Here is a 20209-nt window from a genome sequence, read left to right as displayed (position 1 = left end):
CAAGTGGTTATTACCACATTTTAATTATAAAATGAGCAACTATTTCTGTCAATGAATAAAGTATAGAGATAACTGAGCAAGGAAAATTATTAATTTATGCTAAAACTACATAGTATTGACAAAAATAATAAAATAATTTATATTCAAAGTGGTAGTAACCACATTGAAGGTTATAGATTAGGGGTTTGTATATTAATAAAAGGAGAAGTAATTATGATTACGACAATAACATTCAATCCATCTATAGATAGAATGTATCGAGTAAATAGTATAAATATAGGTGAAGTTCAAAGAGTAATAAGTACAAATGCAACTGCTGGAGGAAAGGGTCTAAACGTAACGAAAGTATGCAAAATTTTAGGAGAAAATCCGCTAGCTATGGGATTTATAGGGGGATTTAATGGAGCATTTATAAAAGATGAACTTAGAAAATTAGGTATAAAAAACAAATTTACAGAAATAAAGCAAGAGACTAGAAATTGTTTAAATATAATTGAAGATAATAAGGTAAGTACAGAGTTCTTAGAAAAAGGTCCAATAATAGGAAATAGTGATTTAGAAAAGTTTGAAAATGATATAAAAGAAGTAATAAAAGATACTAAAATACTAATAGCTTCAGGTAGCTACTGTCAAAATATGCCACTAGATTATTATGAAAAGATAGGTCATATATGCAGAGAAAATAATATAAAATTTATATTAGATACATCAGGAGAACCATTAAAAATAGCACTAAAATCAAAGCCATATTTAATAAAACCTAACACAGATGAAATAAAACAGATATTAAGAACCAATGTAGAATCAAGAGATGAGGTTATATCTGCGGGGAAAAAACTTCTTGAAATGGGAGCACAAAATGTGTGTATATCTCTAGGAAAAGAAGGAATGATTTACTTAAATGAATATGGAGTATATGAAGCAAAAGTACCAAAGATAGAAGCTGTGAATACTGTAGGTAGTGGAGATAGTACAATAGCTGGATTTAGTGTAGGTATTTTGAGAGGATATGAAGTAGAAGACTTGCTTAAATTTTCTAATGCTTGTGGTATAAGCAATGCTCTTAACATAGAAACTGGATTTGTAACTTTAGAAGAAGTTGAAAAATATCAAGGCTTAGTTAAAGTAACAAAATTAAGTTAGTAAAATCTGAGACAAATAGGTTCATAATAATTATTTTTAGCATATTTTTATAATTGTAAACTTAATTATAATTAAAGCATAAAATTTATAAGGAGAATAATATAAATATTTTCTTATTGACAAAAAATTCAAATTAATTTATATTTGGATTATTGGTAATTACCACTTGGGAGAGAATAAAATAGTTTAAGTATGATATATATTTTTTTTAAAAATAACTGGTTATAACCTTATTACCAGATTTAAATTTAAAAATATGAAAGGGGAAAGTAATATGTTTAAATTAGAAGAACAAAAGTTACAAGATTTAGGTGCAATAATAACAACAACAGAAATAAAGCAACAACCTGAGTTATGGTTAGAAGCTTATGAAATATATAAGGATAATAAAGAGCAATTAAATAAGTTTATAGAAAATATAGGTAATAAGCATGGACAATTTAGAGTTATATTTACAGGTGCTGGAACTTCAGCTTATGTAGGAAATTCAATACTTCCATATCTTAAAAATAAAAATGATATAAGAAAATGTATAATTGAAGCAATACCTACTACAGATATAGTTTCTAATCCATATGATTACTTAAAAAAGGATGTACCAACATTATTAGTTTCATTTGCAAGAAGTGGAAATAGCCCTGAAAGTTTAGCAGCTCTAAATTTAGGAAGACAAATTGTAGATAATTTTTATCATTTAGCTATAACTTGTGCTCCAGAAGGAAAACTTGCTCAAGTAACTAAAAATGATGAAAATAATTATTTATTATTAATGCCATCAAGATCAAATGATAAAGGTTTTGCTATGACAGGAAGTTTCTCATGCATGATGTTAACTGCAATGTTAATATTTGATAACTTAGAAGAAGATGTAGAGAAATCTTATATAGATGCAATAATAGAAATGGGTAAAAATGTATTAGATAGAAAAGATGAAATACACGAGTTAATAAATAAAGATTTTAATAGAGTAGTATACTTAGGATCTGGAGGTCTAGGAGGATTAACACAAGAAGCACAGTTAAAGTTATTAGAACTTACAGCGGGGAAAATAGCTACAGCATATGATTCTCCTATGGGATTTAGACATGGTCCAAAGTCGTTCATTGATGAAAATACACTTATATTTGTATTTGTATCCAATAATGTATACACAAGAAAATATGATTTAGATGTTTTAGAAGAAATAAATGCAGATAAAATTGCTAAACTTACTTGTGCAATATCAGTAGAAAATGAAAATAATTTCTCAGGTACAACATTTGGATTTGAAAGAGAATACGATAAATTACCAGATGCATACCTTGCATTCCCATATGTATTATTTGCACAAACTATATCACTATTTGCATCAGTAAAATGTAATAATAAACCAGATACACCATCGCCAACAGGGACAGTAAATAGAGTAGTAAAAGGTGTAATAATACACGAATATGAGAAGTAAGAAATTGAAAATTTATAAATATTTAGATTAAAATTAGGGGGTATAAATATGGCATTAGTAACGACAACTGAAATGTTTAAAAAAGCACAAGAGGGAAAATATGCAGTAGGGGCTTTTAATGTAGAGAATATGGAAATGGTAATGGCTGTTATAGAAGCTGCAGAGGAACTAAATTCTCCAGTCATACTACAAACTACTCCATCTACTGTAAAATATGCAGGTCTTGACTATTATTTAGCAAATGCAAAAGTTGCAGCAGAGAGAGCGAAAGTACCTGTAGCAATGCATCTAGATCATGGTTCAAGTTTTGATCTTGCAATGAGGGCTTTAAGAACAGGTTATACATCAATAATGATAGATGGTTCCCATCAGAGTTTTGAAGAAAATATATCATTATCAAAAGCAGTGGTAGAAGCTTGTAATCCATCTCTTATACCAGTAGAAGCTGAACTTGGAAAAGTTGGGGGAAAAGAAGATGATCTAGATGGTGGAGAAGGAAGTGCTCATACAGATCCACAAGAAGCAAAGGAATTTGTTGAAAGAACAGGAGTGTCTTCATTAGCTATAGCCATAGGTACAGCACATGGTTTATACAAAGGAGAACCTAAAATAGATTTAGATAGATTATCAGAAATTAAAAAATTAGTTTCAGTACCATTAGTATTACATGGAGGATCAGGAATACCTGATGAAACTATAAAAGAAACTATAAGAAGAGGTATTGTTAAAGTTAACTATGCAACTGAATTAAGAATTGCATATAGTAACGGTGTAAAAAAAGTTTTAAGTGAAGATCCTGAAGTTATAGATCCAAAGAAATATGGAAAAGCTGGACTTCAATCAGTAAAATCATTTGTAAAAGAAAAAATGGTTGTATGTGGGTCTATAAATAAAGCATAAAAATAAAAATATCCTAGATTTATTTTAGATAAATCTAGGATATTTTTATTTTTGAAAAAGGTATGTCATTTATTTAAATAATGGTATAGTTTTTTCATATAATTGTTGAAAAATATCGGCTTTTATTGGAAAAAGATTGAAGATATAATTAAAATATAATAAAAAACAAACTATAGGTTTTATTGTTGTATCAAACATATATTTTATTATGATATATTAAGATACATAAATTTCGCTATAAATATAGAAAAGATCGACTTTTTAAAGAAAGTGTTTTCAATTCATAACATTATTTAAAAGTATAAAAATAACTGAGGGAGGTGGGTATATGAGAGAGCGTGTTATTCTTGAATGCTTAAGAAACAGTGGTGACTATCTAAGTCTAGATTATTTTGCAGATAAGCTAGGGGTATCTACTAGAACTATTAGAAATGAAATTAAGAATATAGAAAGTGTAGAAGAACGCAATGGTTTTAAATTAGAATACAAGACTAGACTAGGATATATTTTAAATCTTAAAGACCAAGAAAAGTTCGAGAATTACCTAAAAAACTTACCCTCATATTCAATTGAAAATCCAGAACAACGGATAGAATCTATAATAGTAGAACTATTAGTAAATGAAGGTTACAAAACTATAGATCAGCTAAGCAAAAAATTCTTGGTAAGTTCATCTCAAATTAAAAATGATTTAAAAAAAGTAGATAAAAAGCTAAGAGATACAGAATTGAAGTTAGAGCGTAAGGCTCATTATGGAATTAAGATAGAAGGTACTGTTAAATCAATTCAAAAAATATTAGTAGAAAATTATTTTAAAGAAAATAGAAATATAACGGAATATAGAGATAAATTTATAGATGATTTCAAATTAGATGATATTAGAAGCACAATAAAAAATGTACTTAATAAGCATGATTTGGAAGCAAACCTAACGGAACTTGAAGAAATATTAGCTCAAATTGTTACTTTATATATAAGGGTCAATTTGAGAGTATTAGAAAATATTAATGAATTAAAGTTAGATACAGAAGATTTAATAATAAATGATTTACTAGATAAAATTTTTAAAGACAAAAAATATTATCTTACTTATGAGGAAAATGATTACTTAAAGCAACTTATAAAGCTAAGGACTAAAGATAAAAAAGCTACCATAATGAATGCTGACAAAAGTAAACTTCAAGATATAATATACGAATTTTTTAAAGGTGTAGATAAAAAATATAATACTAGTTTTTTAGAAGATAAAGAATTCTTTAATTTACTTTATTTACATATCGCGTCTTTAATAGAACGTGTAAAAAGGAATCATAACACAAAAAATCCTTTTTCGGTGAAGATAAGTCAGCAATATCCAACAGTTTTTAATTTAGCTATTCAACTTTCAAAAGTTATAGAAAGTGAATACAAGATAAAGATAAGTCAAGAGGAAATAGGTTTTATAGCCACTCATATAGCTGTACCATTTGAGAAAAGAGAAGAAGCTAGTTTTAATCAAAAATATAAAATAGCAGTAATATGTTCATCAGGAGGGGGAAGTGCATTTCTAATAAAATTAAGATTAAGAGAAATTTTTCCAAATGCTGAAATAAAAAACTTTTCTTTGTTAGATGAAGAAGAAGTAGTATGTTTTGAGCCAGACTTGATTTTTTCAATAACAAATCCACAATTCAAAACAAATGCTCCAGTTATACTTATAAATGAAATTTTAGATGAATTAGATTATCTAAATATTAAAGAAAGTGTACGATTTGCAGACCAAATAGGGAGTTTGTCAAATCCTAAGAAATATATATTAAGTCTGTTTAATAAAAATCATTTTAGATGTATAAAAGAAAAAATTGATTATAAAGATATTCTTGATAATATGTCACAGTGTATAGTTGATGAAGGTGCTTGTTCTCCAAGTTATCCTCAAGATGTATGGGAAAGAGAAAGTTATTTAAGTACCATTTATACAAATGGGGTATCAATACCTCATCCAATTGAAATGACAGGTAATAAAAATATAATATCAGTAGCTTTGGTACACTCTGATATTATTCATGAAAATAGAAAACCAAAAATTATTTTTATGATTTCGCTAATAAAGGGAAATCTAGAGCTTCACAAACAAATATCTAAATACTTAACTAAGATTATGGCAGATAAAGATATAGTAGATATGCTAAATAGATCACAATCTTATGAAGAGTTTATGTATAAATTAAAAATCTACATAGGGGGTTAGATATGAATATAGATTTTTTTAAGAAATTATCAGAAGCAGATGGGATAGCCTCTAATGAAGGAGAAATTAGAGAAGTCTTATTAGAAGAGTTGAAAGATTATAGTGATGAAATAGTATGTGATGGATTAGGGAGTATAATTTTTTCTAAGATAAAAAATGAAAAAGCACCAAATGTAATGATCTGTGCTCATATGGATGAAGTAGGGTTTATGGTAAGAAGTATAGATAAGCTTGGTATGATTCATTTAATAACAATAGGAGGAGTAAAACCTCTTGCACAATTCACACAAAAAGTTAGAATCACTACAAGCGAAGGGAAGAAAATCCCTGCTATCATAAATGGAACATACAATGATGGTAAAGTTGAGAAGGTGTATGCAGATGTTGGAGCATATACAGCAGAAGAAGTATACAATTTAGGTATTCAAGTTGGGGACATGGTAACATACACTACTGATTTTGAAGAATTTACTTTAGAAAATAGATTAGTAGGTAAGGCCTTTGATGATAGAATTGGATGCTTTGTAATGGGAGAGGTCTTAAAAAGACTAGAGAAAAAAGATATAAATTGTAATGTTCATTTTGCAGCTACGAGTAGTGAAGAAGTTGGTATAAGAGGTGCAAAAACAGCAACTCAGTTAATAAATCCTGATGTAGTATTTGTAATAGATGTAGCATGTGCTAAAAATGAATTTTTAAGAGATCATACAAATCAAAAACAAATAGATAAAGGCATAATGCTAATGCATAGAGATAGAACTTTAGTTCCAAATAGAAAAATGATAAATTACATAATAGAAATTGCTGATAAAAACAATATATCTCTTCAACATGATATGTTTGAGTCAGGTGGAACTGATGGTGGAGAGGCGCATCTTGTAAATGAAGGTAAGCCTTGTGCAGTAACTTGTGTCCCAGTTAGATATGGACATTGTGCATTTTCTATAGTAAGCAATAAAGACTTAGAATCTATTATAGAGTTATATACTCAGTTAGTTTTAAATTTTGATGAAGAAAGATACAAAAATATAAAGAATTTTATTTAAAAGGAGAATAAAAAAATGTCAACAGAAATGCAAATAATGGAGCTTATATCAACAGCAGGTGACAGTAAAGCAAAAGCTTTTGAAGCTTTAAAAAAGGTTAAGGAAAAGGATTTTGAGGGGGCAAGAGCATTAATAAATGAAGCTCGTAAAATAGATATTGAAGCTCACAGAATACAAACAGAATTAATCACTCAAGATTTAAATGAAGATGTTGAAAGTCCAGCAATGAGTCTTTTAATGGTTCATGCTCAAGACCACTATATGACTTCTCAATTAGCAAAAGATTTAATAGAAGCTTTAATAGAAGTTTTTGATAAGTAGTAGATAAACAAATTAATTATACAAATACTCCTTTAGAAAGATTAAACTTTCTAAAGGAAAATAAAAAATATAAACTTTAGGAGGAATTGTTATGAAAATATTATTATGCTGTGCAGGTGGATTCTCTACAAATATGTTAATGCAAAATATGAAGAAGGTAGTAAAAGAAAGTGCTAAACTTGATGAAAACGATTTCGAATTTACAGCGATACCAGCAGATTCAATAGAAAGTCAAGTTGATGAGTGGGATATAGTACTTATAGGACCTCAAATATCTCATAAGTTAGACTTCTTAAAAGGAATATTAGATCCAAAAAATAAACCTTATGCAGTAATAGATAAAGATGTTTATGGAAAAATGGATGGAGCTACAGTTATGAAGTTAGCTTTAGTAACTTATAAAAAACATCAATTAGCTCAAGGATAATAAAAATAGTATAGGGAAAAGGGGATTAAATATGTTTGCTAAGTTTGAAGCGTTTATGAATCGAGTATTTATGCCTTTAGCTCACAAGGTTGACAATCAACGTCACCTTGGGGCTATAAAAGCTGGTATGGTTGCTATGACGCCATTCACAATACTGGGGAGTATATTTGCAATACTTCCAGCACTTCCAAATATGCTTGGAAAAAGCAATCCAATAAGTCAATTTATATTAAAAAATGCAGCAGTATTAGATTTACCAGTAAGTCTTTCTATAGGATTAATAGGATTATATGCCTGTATGTGTATTGCCTTTAACTTAGGTAATTATTATAAATTATATATACCAGGTTGTGTTACACTTGCAACTTTCTCATTTTTATTCTTAGTAGCAACTTTTACACCAGATGGTGCATTAGAATTAGGAAACCTAGGTGCTAAAGGTCTATTTACAGGTATGATAGCAGGTCTTGGATCTGTAGAGTTATATAACTTCTGTAAGAAAAAGAATATTACAATAAGAATGCCAGAAGGAGTACCAGATTTTGTATCTAAATCTTTTGAATTAATACCAACTACTATTATAGTTTGTGGTACTTTCATAGCAGCTCGTTTTATTTCATTAGCTGTATTTGGAGAATTACCTCCACAAATACTTACTCAATTCCTATCTCCGTTAGTAGGAAGTATGGATAATCCATGGGCAGTTCTTGCACTTAACTTTGCTATATGTACTATATTCTTCTTTGGTATACACTCATCAGTATTTAAGCCTTTAACAGGACCTATAATGGTTACATTTATAGCTGAAAATATAGCAGCAATGCAAGCAGGAGAAGCAATACCTCACTTCTTTACAGGAGGGGTTTCAAGTGCATTCTTCGGATTTACAGGTTGTGGTATTAGTATAGGATGTGTAGTAGCTTGTATGTTATCTAAAAACCAAACTTATAAGAAGATAGGACGTGTATCATTATTCCCAGCATTATTTGGAATAAATGAACCAATATTATTTGGTGCTCCAATAATATTAAACCCAATAATGTTTATACCACATGTATTTGGTGGAGCTATAATAGGTACATTGCCAATGTTTCTTATGCACTGGGGATGGCTAGCAAAACCAGTATTTGACCCTCCATATGTAGGAGTATTCTTAGAAGGATTCTTAACTAATGGAGATTGGCGTTCTATAGTAGTTAATGCTTTACAATTAGTACTAGCAGTTGCGCTATATTGGCCATTCTTCAAGATAATGGAACGTCAACAAGAAGCTAAGGAACAAGAAGAAGCTAAAAATGCAGCTAAGAATATATTCTCTAAAGAAGACGAAGATTTATTAGGAGATTTAGAATTAGATTTCTAATATTTTATTATGGATAATAGAGTAAAAAAAATAATAGATTTAATTGAAGAAAGAGGCGTTGACGCTCTTTTAATTAAAGGAAAAAATAATAAAAGATATATAGGAGCATTAACCGGTAGCGGTGTTTATGTGCTTATCACAAAAGAACAAAAATATCAAATTCTAGATGGTAGATATACTGATGAAGCAGATAAGAAAACATCTGGATTTATAAAAAGGGTTGTATCTCAGGGATCTTATATAGAAAATATAATTGAATTGTTAGAAGAAATGAATATAAAAAATATAGCAATAGAAAGCCAAACTATGAGTATACAAGAGTATATTTTATTAGATAAGGCAGGTTTTAATATTAACTTAATAACTAACGAATTAGGTAAAGTAAGAGCTGTAAAATCTAAAGAGGAAATTGAGCTTATTAAAAAAGCTTGTGAGATTACAGATGAAGTATTTAGTGAGGTCATATCTGAAATAAAAGAAGGTATGACTGAACTAGAAGTTTCAGCCCTACTTCAATATCATGCACTTAAAAAGGGTGCAAGTGGCATGTCATTTGAACCAATAGTAGTATCTGGTGAAAGGGGAGCAATGCCACACGGAAGACCTACAACTAAAAAATTAAAGAAAAATGAAGCTATAACAATAGATTTTGGTGTTGTTTACCAAGGATATCAATCTGATATGACTCGTACAATATCTATAGGTAAGCCACCTAAAATTATTCAAGAAATATATGATGTAGTTTTAAAAGCACAACTATCGGCAATAGAGTCAATTAAAGAAGGTATGAAAGCTAGTGATGTTGATAAAATTGCTAGACAAATTATAGAGAATCATGGATTTGGTGATTATTTTAACCATGGATTAGGTCATGGAATAGGTCTTGGTGATGGAGAAGTGCCAACACTAAACCCAAGAAGTGATGATATTCTAACAGAAGGTATGGTAATGTCCTGCGAGCCAGGTATTTATATTCCAGATGTAGGGGGAGTTAGAATAGAAGATGATATTGTCATAATCGATGGTAAAGGTATTTCACTTAATAAGACATCTAAGGACTTTATAATATTAGGAGAGTAAAGCTATGAAATATAATTTTGACAAAGTGTTAAATCGTAAAGAAGGTAATTGTAGAAAATGGAGCAATAGTGTAATTCAAGAAAAATTCGGATTAGATGAAGATGCAATTCCTATGGATTTAGCTGATATTGATTTTGAGTGTGCTCCAGCTATAAAAGAAGCTATTACAAAAAGAGCATCTGTGGGAGATTATAGTTATACCTTTATAGGAGATGACTTCTATGAAGCCGTGATAAATTGGAACAAAAGAAGATTTGATGTTCATATAGAAAAAGAGTGGATAAAATTAACTTTCGGAACAGTTTCAACTCTTCATTATATAGTTCAAGCGTATACTAAAGAAGGAGAAGGAGTATTAATAAATACACCTGCTTATGATCCTTTTGCAGAAGCTGTAGTAAATAACAATAGAAAGTTATATTGTAGCCCATTAAAGCTAGAAAATAATAGATATTATCTTGACTTTGAAGATATGGAAAATCAAATGAAGTCTGGTGATATAAAAGTATTTATATTCTGCAGTCCACAGAATCCATCAGGCCGTATATGGACAAAAGAAGAACTATATCAAGTGTCAGAATTATGCTTGAAGTATAATGTACTTTTAGTAAGTGATGAAATTCATAGAGACGTAGTATTTAAAGGTCATACATTTATATCTTTATGGAATGCTCATCCAGAAATTTATAAAAATAGTATAATATGTGTATCTCCTAACAAAGGATTTAACTTAGGTGGGCTAAAAACATCTTATGTAGTAATAAGAGATGCTAAGGTTAGAGAAACTTTATTGGAAAGACTAAAAAGTAACTCAATAACTTCTCCAAATGTATTTGCTATTCCAGCCATTGTTGCAGCATACAACGAAAGTGAAGAATGGTTAGATGAGATGAGAGATTATGTAGAAAGTAATTTCGAAATAGTTTATGACTTCTTTGAGAAATATATGCCAAAAGCAAAAGTTATGAAGTCTGACTCTTCTTTCTTAGCATGGATAGATGTAAGAGAAGTATTTAAGGATGAAGAAGAGTCTAAAGAATTCTTTAGAAGTGCAAATTTAACTATGGTAGTTGGAAGTTATTTTGTAAAAGATGGAGAAGGATTTATTCGTCTTAATATAGGATGCCCTAAAGAAACATTAAATGAAGCTCTAAATAGAATAAAAGAAACTTATATAAGTATGTATTGTCAAAAAGCTTAAATCAATTTTAAGGCATAAAAGGTAAGTCCCATATATATTGAATTTTAATCGATATATATGGGATTTATTTTTATTTAGGAGCTATGATGACAAGTCAAATTTTATTTGAGGAAAATGGGAATTAATCTTATCGAATATTTAAATATGAAAAAGATAGCAGGGGCAAAACCACTGTCAATGGATATAGACAAATCAATAAATAGTATTTCTTTATATTTAAGATTTGAAAATTGTGGCTACCTTATAAGGGTATTTAAAAAGTTAGAGGGAATAACGCCAAAAGAATTTAGATATATATAACTAGTCTTATTGAAAAATAGGACTTTTTTTATGGGAAAAATAGCAAAGAACAAAAAATTACATTTTTTAAATAAAAATAGACTAAAATTTTACATAGAAAAACAAGATATTAAGATGTATTTGATAAGAAAAAAAGTTAAAATTATAACAAGGAAAACGAAAACATTAAATTGGGGTAGGATACAAAATTTAATCCCAAAATATTTTATGCTTTTTATAAATAAAAAATAATGTATACAAATTGGAGGAATATAAAATGGGCAGAATGTATGATTATTTAGTACCAAGTGTCAACTTTATGGGACCAGGATGTTTAAAAGTTATTGGCGAAAGGGCTAAAATGTTAGGCGGGAAAAAGGTTTTAATAGTTACAGATAAATTCTTAAGAAACCAAGAAAATGGAGCAGTTGAACAAACTATAAAATATTTAACAGAAGCAGGTCTTGAAGTTGTTATATACGATGGAACTGAACCAAATCCAAAAGATACAAATGTAGCTGATGGTTTAAAAGTTTTCAAAGATGAAAACTGTGATATGATAATTACAGTAGGTGGAGGTTCTTCTCATGACTGTGGTAAAGGTATAGGTATAGCTGCAACTCATGAAGGTGATTTATATGAATATGCAGGTATAGAAACTTTAACTAATGCACTACCACCAATATTAGCAGTAAACACAACAGCAGGAACTGGAAGTGAAGTTACTAGACACTGTGTTATAACTAATACAAAGACAAAAGTAAAATATGTTATAGTAAGTTGGAGAAACTTACCATTAGTATCTTTTAATGATCCAGAATTAATGGTTGGAAAACCAGCAGGACTTACTGCAGCTACAGGAATGGATGCTTTAACTCATGCAGTAGAAGCATATGTTTCTAAAGATGCTAACCCTGTAACAGATGCTTCTGCCATACAATCAATAAAATTAATATCTAATAACTTAAGACAAGCAGTTGCTATGGGTGAGAATTTAGAAGCTAGAACAAATATGGCTTATGCATCATTATTAGCTGGTATGGCATTTAATAATGCTAACTTAGGTTATGTTCATGCTATGGCTCACCAATTAGGTGGATTATATGATATGCCACATGGTGTTGCTAATGCAATGTTATTACCTCATGTTTGTAAGTATAATATAATATCTAATCCACAAAAATTCGCTGATATAGCTGAATTTATGGGAGAAAACATAGATGGTTTATCAGTTCATGAAGCAGCTGAAAAAGCAATAGATGCAATGTTTAGATTATCTAAAGATATAGGTATACCAACTTCACTAAAAGAAATGGGAATAAAAGAAGAAGATTTTGAATATATGGCTGAAATGGCTCTTAAAGATGGAAATGCATTTAGTAATCCTAGAAAAGGTAACAAACAAGATATAATAAATATATTTAAAGCAGCATATTAATAAAAACATCTCATACTATTTAAAATATCATATCAAAAAGGGAATGTTAATTAACAATATAAAAGTTGGGACAAGTATTTATTTACGATACTTGTTTCAACTTTTTTATTTTAAAAATTTCATAAATACTTTATTAGAGCTTTTCAAGCATACTTACTATTATAAACTTATAAAACAAAATGAAATAAAAAGTACTGCACAATTAAACTAGAAAAAGAAAGTAATTTAATAAAATTAACAATATTAATAATGATTAATAAAAATGAATACTCAATACCTAAAAATATATTTAAAATATTAGAAACTTATATTTTGCTATAAAATGTGTATTTTAGCTAAAACTTACTAACCTGTTCATATAATATTAAAAATTAATAAATTGAAAGAATCAACCAAAATGATATAATTATCTTTAAAATGGAGGTAAAAAATATTATGAAGAAAATTATTATAGTAGAAGATGAAGAAAAAATTAGAATGGAGCTAAAAAATTTCTTATTAAAATATAAATATGACGTTGTATGCTTAACAAAATTTGAAAATATTATAGAAGATATTTTAAAGTTGAATGGACATCTAATTTTATTAGATATAAATTTACCTATATATGATGGGTATTATATTTGTAGAGAAATAAGAAAAAAATCTGATATACCTATAATTGTAGTAACGAGTAAAGATACAGAAATGGATGAGCTTATGAGTATGAATTTAGGAGCAGATGATTTTATAACAAAGCCGTATAATACTCAAATTTTATTAGCACGAATAAATTCTATTTTAAAAAGAACATATAAAGAATCTAATACAGATATACTTTTATATAAAGAGTTGGCATTGGATTTATCTAAAGATATTGCTATATTTGAAAATCAAGAAGTAGACTTAACTAAAAATGAATTTAGAATACTAAATTGTTTAATGAAAAATAAGGGAAAGATAGTATCAAGAGGAGATTTAATGGATTATTTATGGGACTTAGATTTATTTATAGATGATAATACTCTAACTGTTAATATAAATAGGCTTAGAAAGAAATTAAGTGAAATTGGATGTAGTGGATATATAGAAACTAAAAGGGGGAGAGGCTATATAATGCCGTAACTATGAATATAAAAGATTATTTAAAAGATAGAAACTTAGCTATATTATTAAATTTTATATTTTTTGCTTTTGTAATTTTTATACTAAAAGCATCTCAAGTTGAAAGAGTAACAATAATTTTTACAGCAATGCTTTGGATAGTTTTAAGTAGTATAGAAATTTTTTATGGATATTTTAAAAAGAAAAGTTACTACGATCAAGTAATAAATTCCTTAAATGAACTAGACAAAAAGTATTTACTACCAGTAGTTATAAAAAGACCATCTTTTTGCGAAGGAAAAATTTTATATGATGTACTTAGCATTACAGATAAATCTATGAATGAAGAAGTCAATAAATATAAATTTAATCAAGAAGAATACAGAGAGTACCTTGATTTGTGGGTTCATGAAATAAAAACTCCAATAGCAGCTAGTAAGTTAGTTATAGAAAATAATAAAAATGAACATACATTAAGTATTTTAGAAGAAATAGAAAAAGTAGAAGGTTTTATAGAACAAGCTCTTTATTATTCAAAATCTAATGAAATAGAAATAGATTACATAATAAAAGAAACAGATTTAAGAAAGTGTATAAATAACACTATTAAAAGAAATAAAAACTTAATTAGGGAAAAGAAGATTTGTATAGATATACAAGATTTTAGAGAAATAGTTTATTGTGATGCAAAATGGATGGAGTTTATACTAAATCAAATTATAGTAAATGCCATAAAATACATAGGAGATAAAACTATAAATAAAAAGTTAGAAAAAGAACTTCCAAAGATATCTATATACACAAAGCTTAAAGACAATAGCCTAGAATTGTATATAAAAGACAATGGAATTGGAATTGATAAGAAGGATTTAAAAAAAGTTTTTAACAAAGGTTTTACAGGCATTAATGGAAGAAAACTAAAAAAATCAACAGGAATGGGACTTTACATATCAAAACGATTAGCAGAAAAAATGTATATAGGCCTAGATATATACTCTGAGGTTAATGAAGAAACCACTGTAAAAATAACATTTCCAAAAAGTAATATGATTCAAATATAAAAAATTCGCTTTGCTCATGTCGCCAACGACCTTGAAAAACAGGTCCGTTACTCAAGTTTATATGTTGGAAATTATATTTATCCACAAATCAGGATTAAATATAATTTCCTAAGAAGTAAATAAACTTACATTTTCGTAAGATAGTCGTAAGGTTATCTTATTAATTAAATCCTCTAAAGACTATAAAATAAAGTTATAAATTAAAAAATATGGAGGAGATAAGATGAGTACAGTTCTTAAAGTTAAAAATATAGAAAAATATTATGGGAATAAAAAGAATCTAACAAAGGCTATTAACAATATTTCATTTGAAGTTGATAAGGGTGAATTTATAGGGATTATGGGACCAAGTGGAAGTGGTAAAACTACACTTTTAAATTGTATAGCAACAATAGATAAGGTAACTACCGGAAACATACAAATTGAAGATAAAGATATAACAACTTTATCAAGAAAAAATATAGAAAAGTTTAGAAGAGAACATTTAGGATTTATATTTCAAGAGTTTAATTTACTAGATACTTTAACTGTATATGAAAATATATCCTTAGCACTATCTATACTAGGAGTAAAGGGATCAGAAATAGATAAAAGAGTAAAAAGTGTATCAAGTAGACTTGGAATATCAGAGATATTAAGTAAATTTCCATACGAAATATCAGGAGGGCAAAAGCAAAGAGTAGCTTGTGCAAGAGCTATAATAAATGAGCCGTCTTTGATTCTTGCAGATGAACCAACAGGGTCACTAGATTCAAAATCAGCAAGAGTTTTACTTGAAAATTTATCTGACCTAAATGAAAGTATGAATTCTACAATAATGATGGTAACTCATGATGCTTTTACAGCTAGTTATTGTAAAAGAATTTTATTTATAAAAGATGGAAAAATCTTTAATGAGTTAGTAAGAGGAAATGATGATAGAAAAGAATTTTTCAAAAGAATTATAGAAGTTGTTACTCTTTTAGGAGGTGACAATAACAATGTTATTTAAGCTTTCCAAAAGAAATGTTCAAAGAAGTATGAAAGATTATAGTATTTACTTTTTTACACTTGTTCTAGGAGTTTGTATATTTTATATATTCAACTCAGTAGAAGCTCAAACAGCTATGATGGATATGACAGAAAATCAAAAAAAGCTAATGGAAGTTACAACTATGATAATTTCAATAGTATCAGTTTTTGTGTCTTTCATATTAGGTTTTTTAATAATATATGCAAATAACTTTATAATTAAAAAAAGAAATAGAGAATTTGGTATATATATGACACTAGGTATTAGTAGAAGTAAAATTGCTTTTATGCTATTTTATGAAACTATAATAGTTGGGGTTATGTCTTTAGCAGTAGGACTATTTGTAGGTGTATTTTTATCTCAAGGACTAGCTTCAGTTACTGCAAAATTATTTTCACTGGATATGAAAAAATATCAATTTATATTTTCAAAGGAAGCTTGTATAAAAACAATAATATATTTTAGTATAATGTTTTTTATAACTATGATTCTAAATTTTGTAGTAGTTTCAAGATATAAACTTATAAATTTAATAAATAGTCAAAGAAAAAATGAAAAGTTAAAAGGCACAAATTTAATATTATCTGTAGCACTATTTATAATATCTATAGTTTGTTTAGGATTTGCATATAAATTAATTTTAGAAAATGCTCTTGTAGACATAACAGATAATAATTTTAAACTATCTATACTTTTAGGCGTTGTAGGAACAGTATTATTTTTTAGATCTTTGGCAGGATTTTTAATAAAATTAGTTCAAAATGATAAAAACTTATATCTAAAAAATCTTAACACTTTCACTTTAAGACAATTAAACAGTAAAATTAATACAAACTATATATCAATGAGTATTATATGTTTAATGTTATTTATATCAATTGGGATGTATTCTTCAGCAATAGGACTAAAAAATGCCATGGAAAAATCAGCAGAGTCTCAAACCCCATATGATGCAACTTTTATAGAAACGTACAATCCTCAAGAAAAAACAAACTATAACAATGAAAAATTAAGTGAAATACTTAAAAAGTTAGATTTAAATGTAAATGATTATTCAAAAGAATATTTAGATTATAATTTTTACAAATCTCCTATAAAGTTTATTAAAATGTTTGAAAATACTTCAGATGATTTTTTATCTAAGCAATTAAAAGTTACGATGGATCATAATATTCCTATTATAAAACTATCAGATTATAATAAGCTAAATAAAATGGCAGGTAAAAAACCAATAAATTTAAAAGATAAAGAAGTACTTTTTGTTACAAATTCATCTACTATGGAGAACCCAATAAAAGATTATATAAAAAATAATAAAAGTATAAAAATAGGAAATGATGAATTTAAAATAAATGAAAACTATCAAAATCAATCTTTAGAAAATGATTTAGCAAAAGATAATTTTATAACATTTGTAGTTGAAGATAAATACGCAGATAAATATGATATAAGTCAAAAGTGTTTAAGTTTTAATTATGTAGGAGATAAAAAAGATACAGAAAATAATCTAACTAAAAATCTTGAAAAAAGTAAAAATAAACAAATTCAATATCAAAAAGACAATGGTTCAATCTTAATATTTATAAGTAAACAAATGGTTTTAGAAATTAATATGTCTAATGCAGCTATGTTTTTATACATTGGTTTATATATAGGGATAATATTCTTAATATCTAGTGCAGCAGTACTTGCACTTAACCAATTATCAGGAGCAACAGAAAGTTTAGGAAGATATGAAATACTTAAAAAACTTGGAGTAAGCTCAAAAATGATAAACAAATCAATTTTTATACAAGTATTTATATATTTCTCACTTCCAATAGCCTTAGCCTTAGTTCATAGTTATTTTGGAATAAAGGTAGCAAATAACGTAATTAAAATATTTGGAGACTATGATACAGTAGGAACTAATGTGGTTGCAGTAGTGAGTATATGTGTAATTTATGCTATATACTTCTTTGGAACATGTAAAGGATATAGGAGAATTGTAAATAAGTAATTAAAGTATGTACTATTGAAAGAACATAGATAGTCAATATTACATATGATTCTTAATGATTGTATCAATCATTGAATAAAAATAACTCATCCTATAATTGAAAGCTTAAATTATAGGATGAGTTATTTTCTATATTTAAATTATAGCATATAAATAAATTTAATTATAGACTAGTTGGATAGACTGTATTTTTATATACTATTTTAAGTACAAATGATATACAGAAAATATAAACATCGGGGGTAAAATAATGAACTTATTTATGGCAAAGACAAATATTCATAAATTTGAAAAGGTAAAAGAGTTTATTGAAGAATTTAAAATAGGAGAGAATGACTTTATTTTTGCAAGTAAAGGTATATATGAACGAAATTTTAAAGAGTTAGACATAAAGGCAACGGTAGCTTATAAAGATACATATGGAAATGGTGAGCCTACAGATATAATGATGGATGCTCTATTAAAAGATTTTAATAAAGGTAACTACAAAAGAGTTATAGCCATTGGTGGTGGTTCAGTAATAGATATGGCTAAAATATTAGTTCTAAAAAATGGAAAGTGTACAGCAGATTTATTTGAGAAAAAGATAAAGTTAGAAAAAGTAAGAACATTGATAACAATTCCAACAACTTGTGGATCGGGGTCAGAGGTATCAAATGTTAGTATAACAGAAATAACTAAGTTAAACTCTAAACTTGGACTGGCAATTGATGAGTTATATCCAGATTATGCGGTACTTATTCCAGAGTTACTAGTAAATTTACCATATAAATTCTTTGCAACAAGTGCAATAGATGCGTTAATTCATTCTATAGAATCATTTCTTTCACCAAAGGCTAATGTTTATACAGAGATGTTTAGTAAGCAAGCTATGGAAATAATAATAAAAGGGTTTAAAAGAATTGTTAAAGAAGGGCAAGATGCAAGAGTTTCGATGCTAGATGATTTTCTTATTGCTAGTAATTTAGCTGGAATTGCTTTTGGTAATGCAGGAAATGGAGCAGTGCATGCTTTATCATCTCCTTTAAGTGGAACATATCATGTACCTCATGGTGAAGCTAATTATCAATTTTTCACATCTGTTTTTAAAGTCTATAATAAAAAAAATCCAAGTGGAAAGATAATGGATTTAAATATTATTTTAAGTGGATTACTAGAATGTGAAGTTTGTAATGTATATGATGAAATGGAAAAGTTACTAAGTAATATTATAGAAAAAAAATCTTTAAGAGAGTACGGTATGAAGGAATCTGACATATTACTATTTACTGAAAATGTTATAGCTAACCAACAAAGATTACTTAGTCAGAGTTATACTTCATTATCAAAAGAAAATATTAAATATATTTATAATGAGTTATTCTAAATGCCTAATGTTAAATTTTACATTTATTTTATATTTAATAAAGTAAGATGTATTTTTCAATCTGAAAACATAGATGAATATATTTATATTAGATTAATAAAAAATAGGTGCGTTAAAGTAATTAAAAAATTACTTAATGCACTTTTTTATAGTACAAAAATTATACAAAATATATATGTATTAAGTATTACTTAAAAGTTAATTATAACATTAAAATAAAATACGTAAGTAGGGGGAAAACATCCGATATGATAAGAATGTTAGAGAATAAAGATATAGATAGAATAATGGAAATATGGTTAGAAAGTACTATAAAAGCTCATGATTTTATAGAAAAAAAATATTGGGAAGATAATTATAATACAGTAAAACATGATTATATACCTGTATCAGATGTTTTTGTTTATGAAGACGGAGAAAATATAAAAGGATTTATAGCAATTATAAATAGTGAATTTATAGGTGCATTATTTGTTGATAATAATTACCAAGATCGTGGAATTGGTAGAAAGTTAATTGAACATATCATTAATTTATACGATAACTTAACTTTATCTGTTTATAAAGATAATACAAAATCTGTTGAATTTTATAAAAAGATGAATTTTGAAGTTGTTAGTGAAAGTATTGATGAGGGCACTATGTGTATTGAATATACTATGAAAAATAAAAGTAAAATTCATAGATAAATTAGTTGGTTGGATAAGTAATATAGCTACACTTGATAAATAAATACAGTTGTTAGATTTAGTCTGAAGATTTATATAGAAGAATAATTTAAAATTTAAAAAAATGAAATCGAAGTCATATAAAAAG

19 protein-coding genes are annotated in these 20209 nt (G+C 27.4%); all 19 read left to right on the top strand.

Annotation, left to right across the window (positions count from 1 at the left end; translation table 11 throughout):
- Positions 1-213 precede the first annotated feature (213 nt).
- The 19 genes from pfkB (at position 214) to I1959_RS08655 (ending at position 20082) form a co-directional block, all read left to right on the top strand.
- Positions 214-1143, top strand: coding sequence for a 1-phosphofructokinase (pfkB, locus tag I1959_RS08745; protein WP_166504777.1), 930 nt, complete (start codon positions 214-216; stop codon positions 1141-1143).
- Positions 1144-1417: 274 nt separating this feature from the next.
- Positions 1418-2587 carry an SIS domain-containing protein gene (gene agaS / locus I1959_RS08740; protein WP_092922732.1) on the top strand — a complete coding sequence of 390 codons (1170 nt, stop codon included), beginning with the start codon at positions 1418-1420 and terminating at the stop codon, positions 2585-2587.
- Positions 2588-2635: 48 nt separating this feature from the next.
- The gene (gene fba / locus I1959_RS08735) at positions 2636-3487 is read left to right on the top strand and encodes a class II fructose-1,6-bisphosphate aldolase (RefSeq protein ID WP_092922735.1); all 852 of its coding nucleotides are present in this window, start codon (positions 2636-2638) and stop codon (positions 3485-3487) included.
- Positions 3488-3815: 328 nt separating this feature from the next.
- Entirely contained in the window at positions 3816-5717 is a 1902-nt protein-coding gene (locus tag I1959_RS08730; RefSeq protein ID WP_166504778.1) for a BglG family transcription antiterminator, read from the top strand.
- A gap of 2 nt (positions 5718-5719) precedes the next feature.
- Positions 5720-6763 carry an aminopeptidase gene (gene ypdE, locus I1959_RS08725; RefSeq protein WP_166504779.1) on the top strand — a complete coding sequence of 348 codons (1044 nt, stop codon included), beginning with the start codon at positions 5720-5722 and terminating at the stop codon, positions 6761-6763.
- 15 nt (positions 6764-6778) lie between these two features.
- Positions 6779-7084 (top strand): PTS lactose/cellobiose transporter subunit IIA, encoded by a 306-nt coding sequence (locus I1959_RS08720; protein ID WP_092922744.1) that lies wholly within the window; start codon positions 6779-6781, stop codon positions 7082-7084.
- A gap of 91 nt (positions 7085-7175) precedes the next feature.
- Positions 7176-7511: a PTS sugar transporter subunit IIB gene (locus I1959_RS08715; RefSeq protein ID WP_092922747.1), complete on the top strand. Its 336-nt coding sequence runs from the start codon at positions 7176-7178 to the stop codon at positions 7509-7511.
- Between the two features lie 31 nt (positions 7512-7542).
- Positions 7543-8874, top strand: coding sequence for a PTS sugar transporter subunit IIC (locus I1959_RS08710; protein ID WP_092922750.1), 1332 nt, complete (start codon positions 7543-7545; stop codon positions 8872-8874).
- Between the two features lie 9 nt (positions 8875-8883).
- Positions 8884-9954 (top strand): aminopeptidase P family protein, encoded by a 1071-nt coding sequence (locus I1959_RS08705; RefSeq protein ID WP_195237954.1) that lies wholly within the window; start codon positions 8884-8886, stop codon positions 9952-9954.
- 4 nt (positions 9955-9958) lie between these two features.
- A complete protein-coding gene (locus I1959_RS08700; protein ID WP_195237952.1) occupies positions 9959-11155 on the top strand; it encodes a MalY/PatB family protein in 1197 nt (398 codons plus the stop codon).
- A gap of 114 nt (positions 11156-11269) precedes the next feature.
- Positions 11270-11455 (top strand): helix-turn-helix domain-containing protein, encoded by a 186-nt coding sequence (locus I1959_RS08695; RefSeq protein WP_092922759.1) that lies wholly within the window; start codon positions 11270-11272, stop codon positions 11453-11455.
- A gap of 30 nt (positions 11456-11485) precedes the next feature.
- Positions 11486-11686: a hypothetical protein gene (locus tag I1959_RS08690; protein WP_092922762.1), complete on the top strand. Its 201-nt coding sequence runs from the start codon at positions 11486-11488 to the stop codon at positions 11684-11686.
- A 25-nt stretch (positions 11687-11711) separates the two neighbouring features.
- Positions 11712-12872: an iron-containing alcohol dehydrogenase gene (locus tag I1959_RS08685; protein ID WP_166504783.1), complete on the top strand. Its 1161-nt coding sequence runs from the start codon at positions 11712-11714 to the stop codon at positions 12870-12872.
- A 435-nt stretch (positions 12873-13307) separates the two neighbouring features.
- Positions 13308-13976, top strand: coding sequence for a response regulator transcription factor (locus tag I1959_RS08680; protein WP_092922768.1), 669 nt, complete (start codon positions 13308-13310; stop codon positions 13974-13976).
- A 2-nt stretch (positions 13977-13978) separates the two neighbouring features.
- The gene (locus tag I1959_RS08675; protein ID WP_195237950.1) at positions 13979-15016 is read left to right on the top strand and encodes a sensor histidine kinase; all 1038 of its coding nucleotides are present in this window, start codon (positions 13979-13981) and stop codon (positions 15014-15016) included.
- A 223-nt stretch (positions 15017-15239) separates the two neighbouring features.
- Positions 15240-16007 carry an ABC transporter ATP-binding protein gene (locus tag I1959_RS08670; protein ID WP_092922774.1) on the top strand — a complete coding sequence of 256 codons (768 nt, stop codon included), beginning with the start codon at positions 15240-15242 and terminating at the stop codon, positions 16005-16007.
- A complete protein-coding gene (locus I1959_RS08665) occupies positions 15997-18027 on the top strand; it encodes an ABC transporter permease (protein ID WP_195237948.1) in 2031 nt (676 codons plus the stop codon). The genes I1959_RS08670 and I1959_RS08665 overlap by 11 nt, the downstream gene beginning before the upstream one ends.
- A gap of 250 nt (positions 18028-18277) precedes the next feature.
- Positions 18278-19393, top strand: coding sequence for a 4-hydroxybutyrate dehydrogenase (locus I1959_RS08660; RefSeq protein WP_166504786.1), 1116 nt, complete (start codon positions 18278-18280; stop codon positions 19391-19393).
- A 248-nt stretch (positions 19394-19641) separates the two neighbouring features.
- On the top strand, positions 19642-20082 hold the full coding sequence (locus I1959_RS08655; protein WP_166504787.1) for an N-acetyltransferase: 441 nt from the start codon (positions 19642-19644) through the stop codon (positions 20080-20082).
- Positions 20083-20209 lie beyond the last annotated feature (127 nt).

It is taken from the genome of Romboutsia sp. 1001285H_161024_C4, from assembly GCF_015550185.1.
Classification (GTDB): Bacteria; Bacillota; Clostridia; order Peptostreptococcales; family Peptostreptococcaceae; genus Romboutsia_C; species Romboutsia_C hominis.
The sequence above is the reverse complement of the archived record's forward strand: the minus strand, read 5'-3'. Positions and strand labels throughout refer to the sequence as shown.

Bases quoted from the DNA above. Each gene is read 5' to 3' on its own strand.
- pfkB (WP_166504777.1), top strand. From the start codon at position 214: ATGATTACGACAATAACATTCAATCCATCTATAGATAGAATGTATCGA.
- agaS (WP_092922732.1), top strand. From the start codon at position 1,418: ATGTTTAAATTAGAAGAACAAAAGTTACAAGATTTAGGTGCAATAATA.
- fba (WP_092922735.1), top strand. From the start codon at position 2,636: ATGGCATTAGTAACGACAACTGAAATGTTTAAAAAAGCACAAGAGGGA.
- I1959_RS08730 (WP_166504778.1), top strand. From the start codon at position 3,816: ATGAGAGAGCGTGTTATTCTTGAATGCTTAAGAAACAGTGGTGACTAT.
- ypdE (WP_166504779.1), top strand. From the start codon at position 5,720: ATGAATATAGATTTTTTTAAGAAATTATCAGAAGCAGATGGGATAGCC.
- I1959_RS08720 (WP_092922744.1), top strand. From the start codon at position 6,779: ATGTCAACAGAAATGCAAATAATGGAGCTTATATCAACAGCAGGTGAC.
- I1959_RS08715 (WP_092922747.1), top strand. From the start codon at position 7,176: ATGAAAATATTATTATGCTGTGCAGGTGGATTCTCTACAAATATGTTA.
- I1959_RS08710 (WP_092922750.1), top strand. From the start codon at position 7,543: ATGTTTGCTAAGTTTGAAGCGTTTATGAATCGAGTATTTATGCCTTTA.
- I1959_RS08705 (WP_195237954.1), top strand. From the start codon at position 8,884: ATGGATAATAGAGTAAAAAAAATAATAGATTTAATTGAAGAAAGAGGC.
- I1959_RS08700 (WP_195237952.1), top strand. From the start codon at position 9,959: ATGAAATATAATTTTGACAAAGTGTTAAATCGTAAAGAAGGTAATTGT.
- I1959_RS08695 (WP_092922759.1), top strand. From the start codon at position 11,270: ATGGGAATTAATCTTATCGAATATTTAAATATGAAAAAGATAGCAGGG.
- I1959_RS08690 (WP_092922762.1), top strand. From the start codon at position 11,486: ATGGGAAAAATAGCAAAGAACAAAAAATTACATTTTTTAAATAAAAAT.
- I1959_RS08685 (WP_166504783.1), top strand. From the start codon at position 11,712: ATGGGCAGAATGTATGATTATTTAGTACCAAGTGTCAACTTTATGGGA.
- I1959_RS08680 (WP_092922768.1), top strand. From the start codon at position 13,308: ATGAAGAAAATTATTATAGTAGAAGATGAAGAAAAAATTAGAATGGAG.
- I1959_RS08675 (WP_195237950.1), top strand. From the start codon at position 13,979: ATGAATATAAAAGATTATTTAAAAGATAGAAACTTAGCTATATTATTA.
- I1959_RS08670 (WP_092922774.1), top strand. From the start codon at position 15,240: ATGAGTACAGTTCTTAAAGTTAAAAATATAGAAAAATATTATGGGAAT.
- I1959_RS08665 (WP_195237948.1), top strand. From the start codon at position 15,997: ATGTTATTTAAGCTTTCCAAAAGAAATGTTCAAAGAAGTATGAAAGAT.
- I1959_RS08660 (WP_166504786.1), top strand. From the start codon at position 18,278: ATGAACTTATTTATGGCAAAGACAAATATTCATAAATTTGAAAAGGTA.
- I1959_RS08655 (WP_166504787.1), top strand. From the start codon at position 19,642: ATGATAAGAATGTTAGAGAATAAAGATATAGATAGAATAATGGAAATA.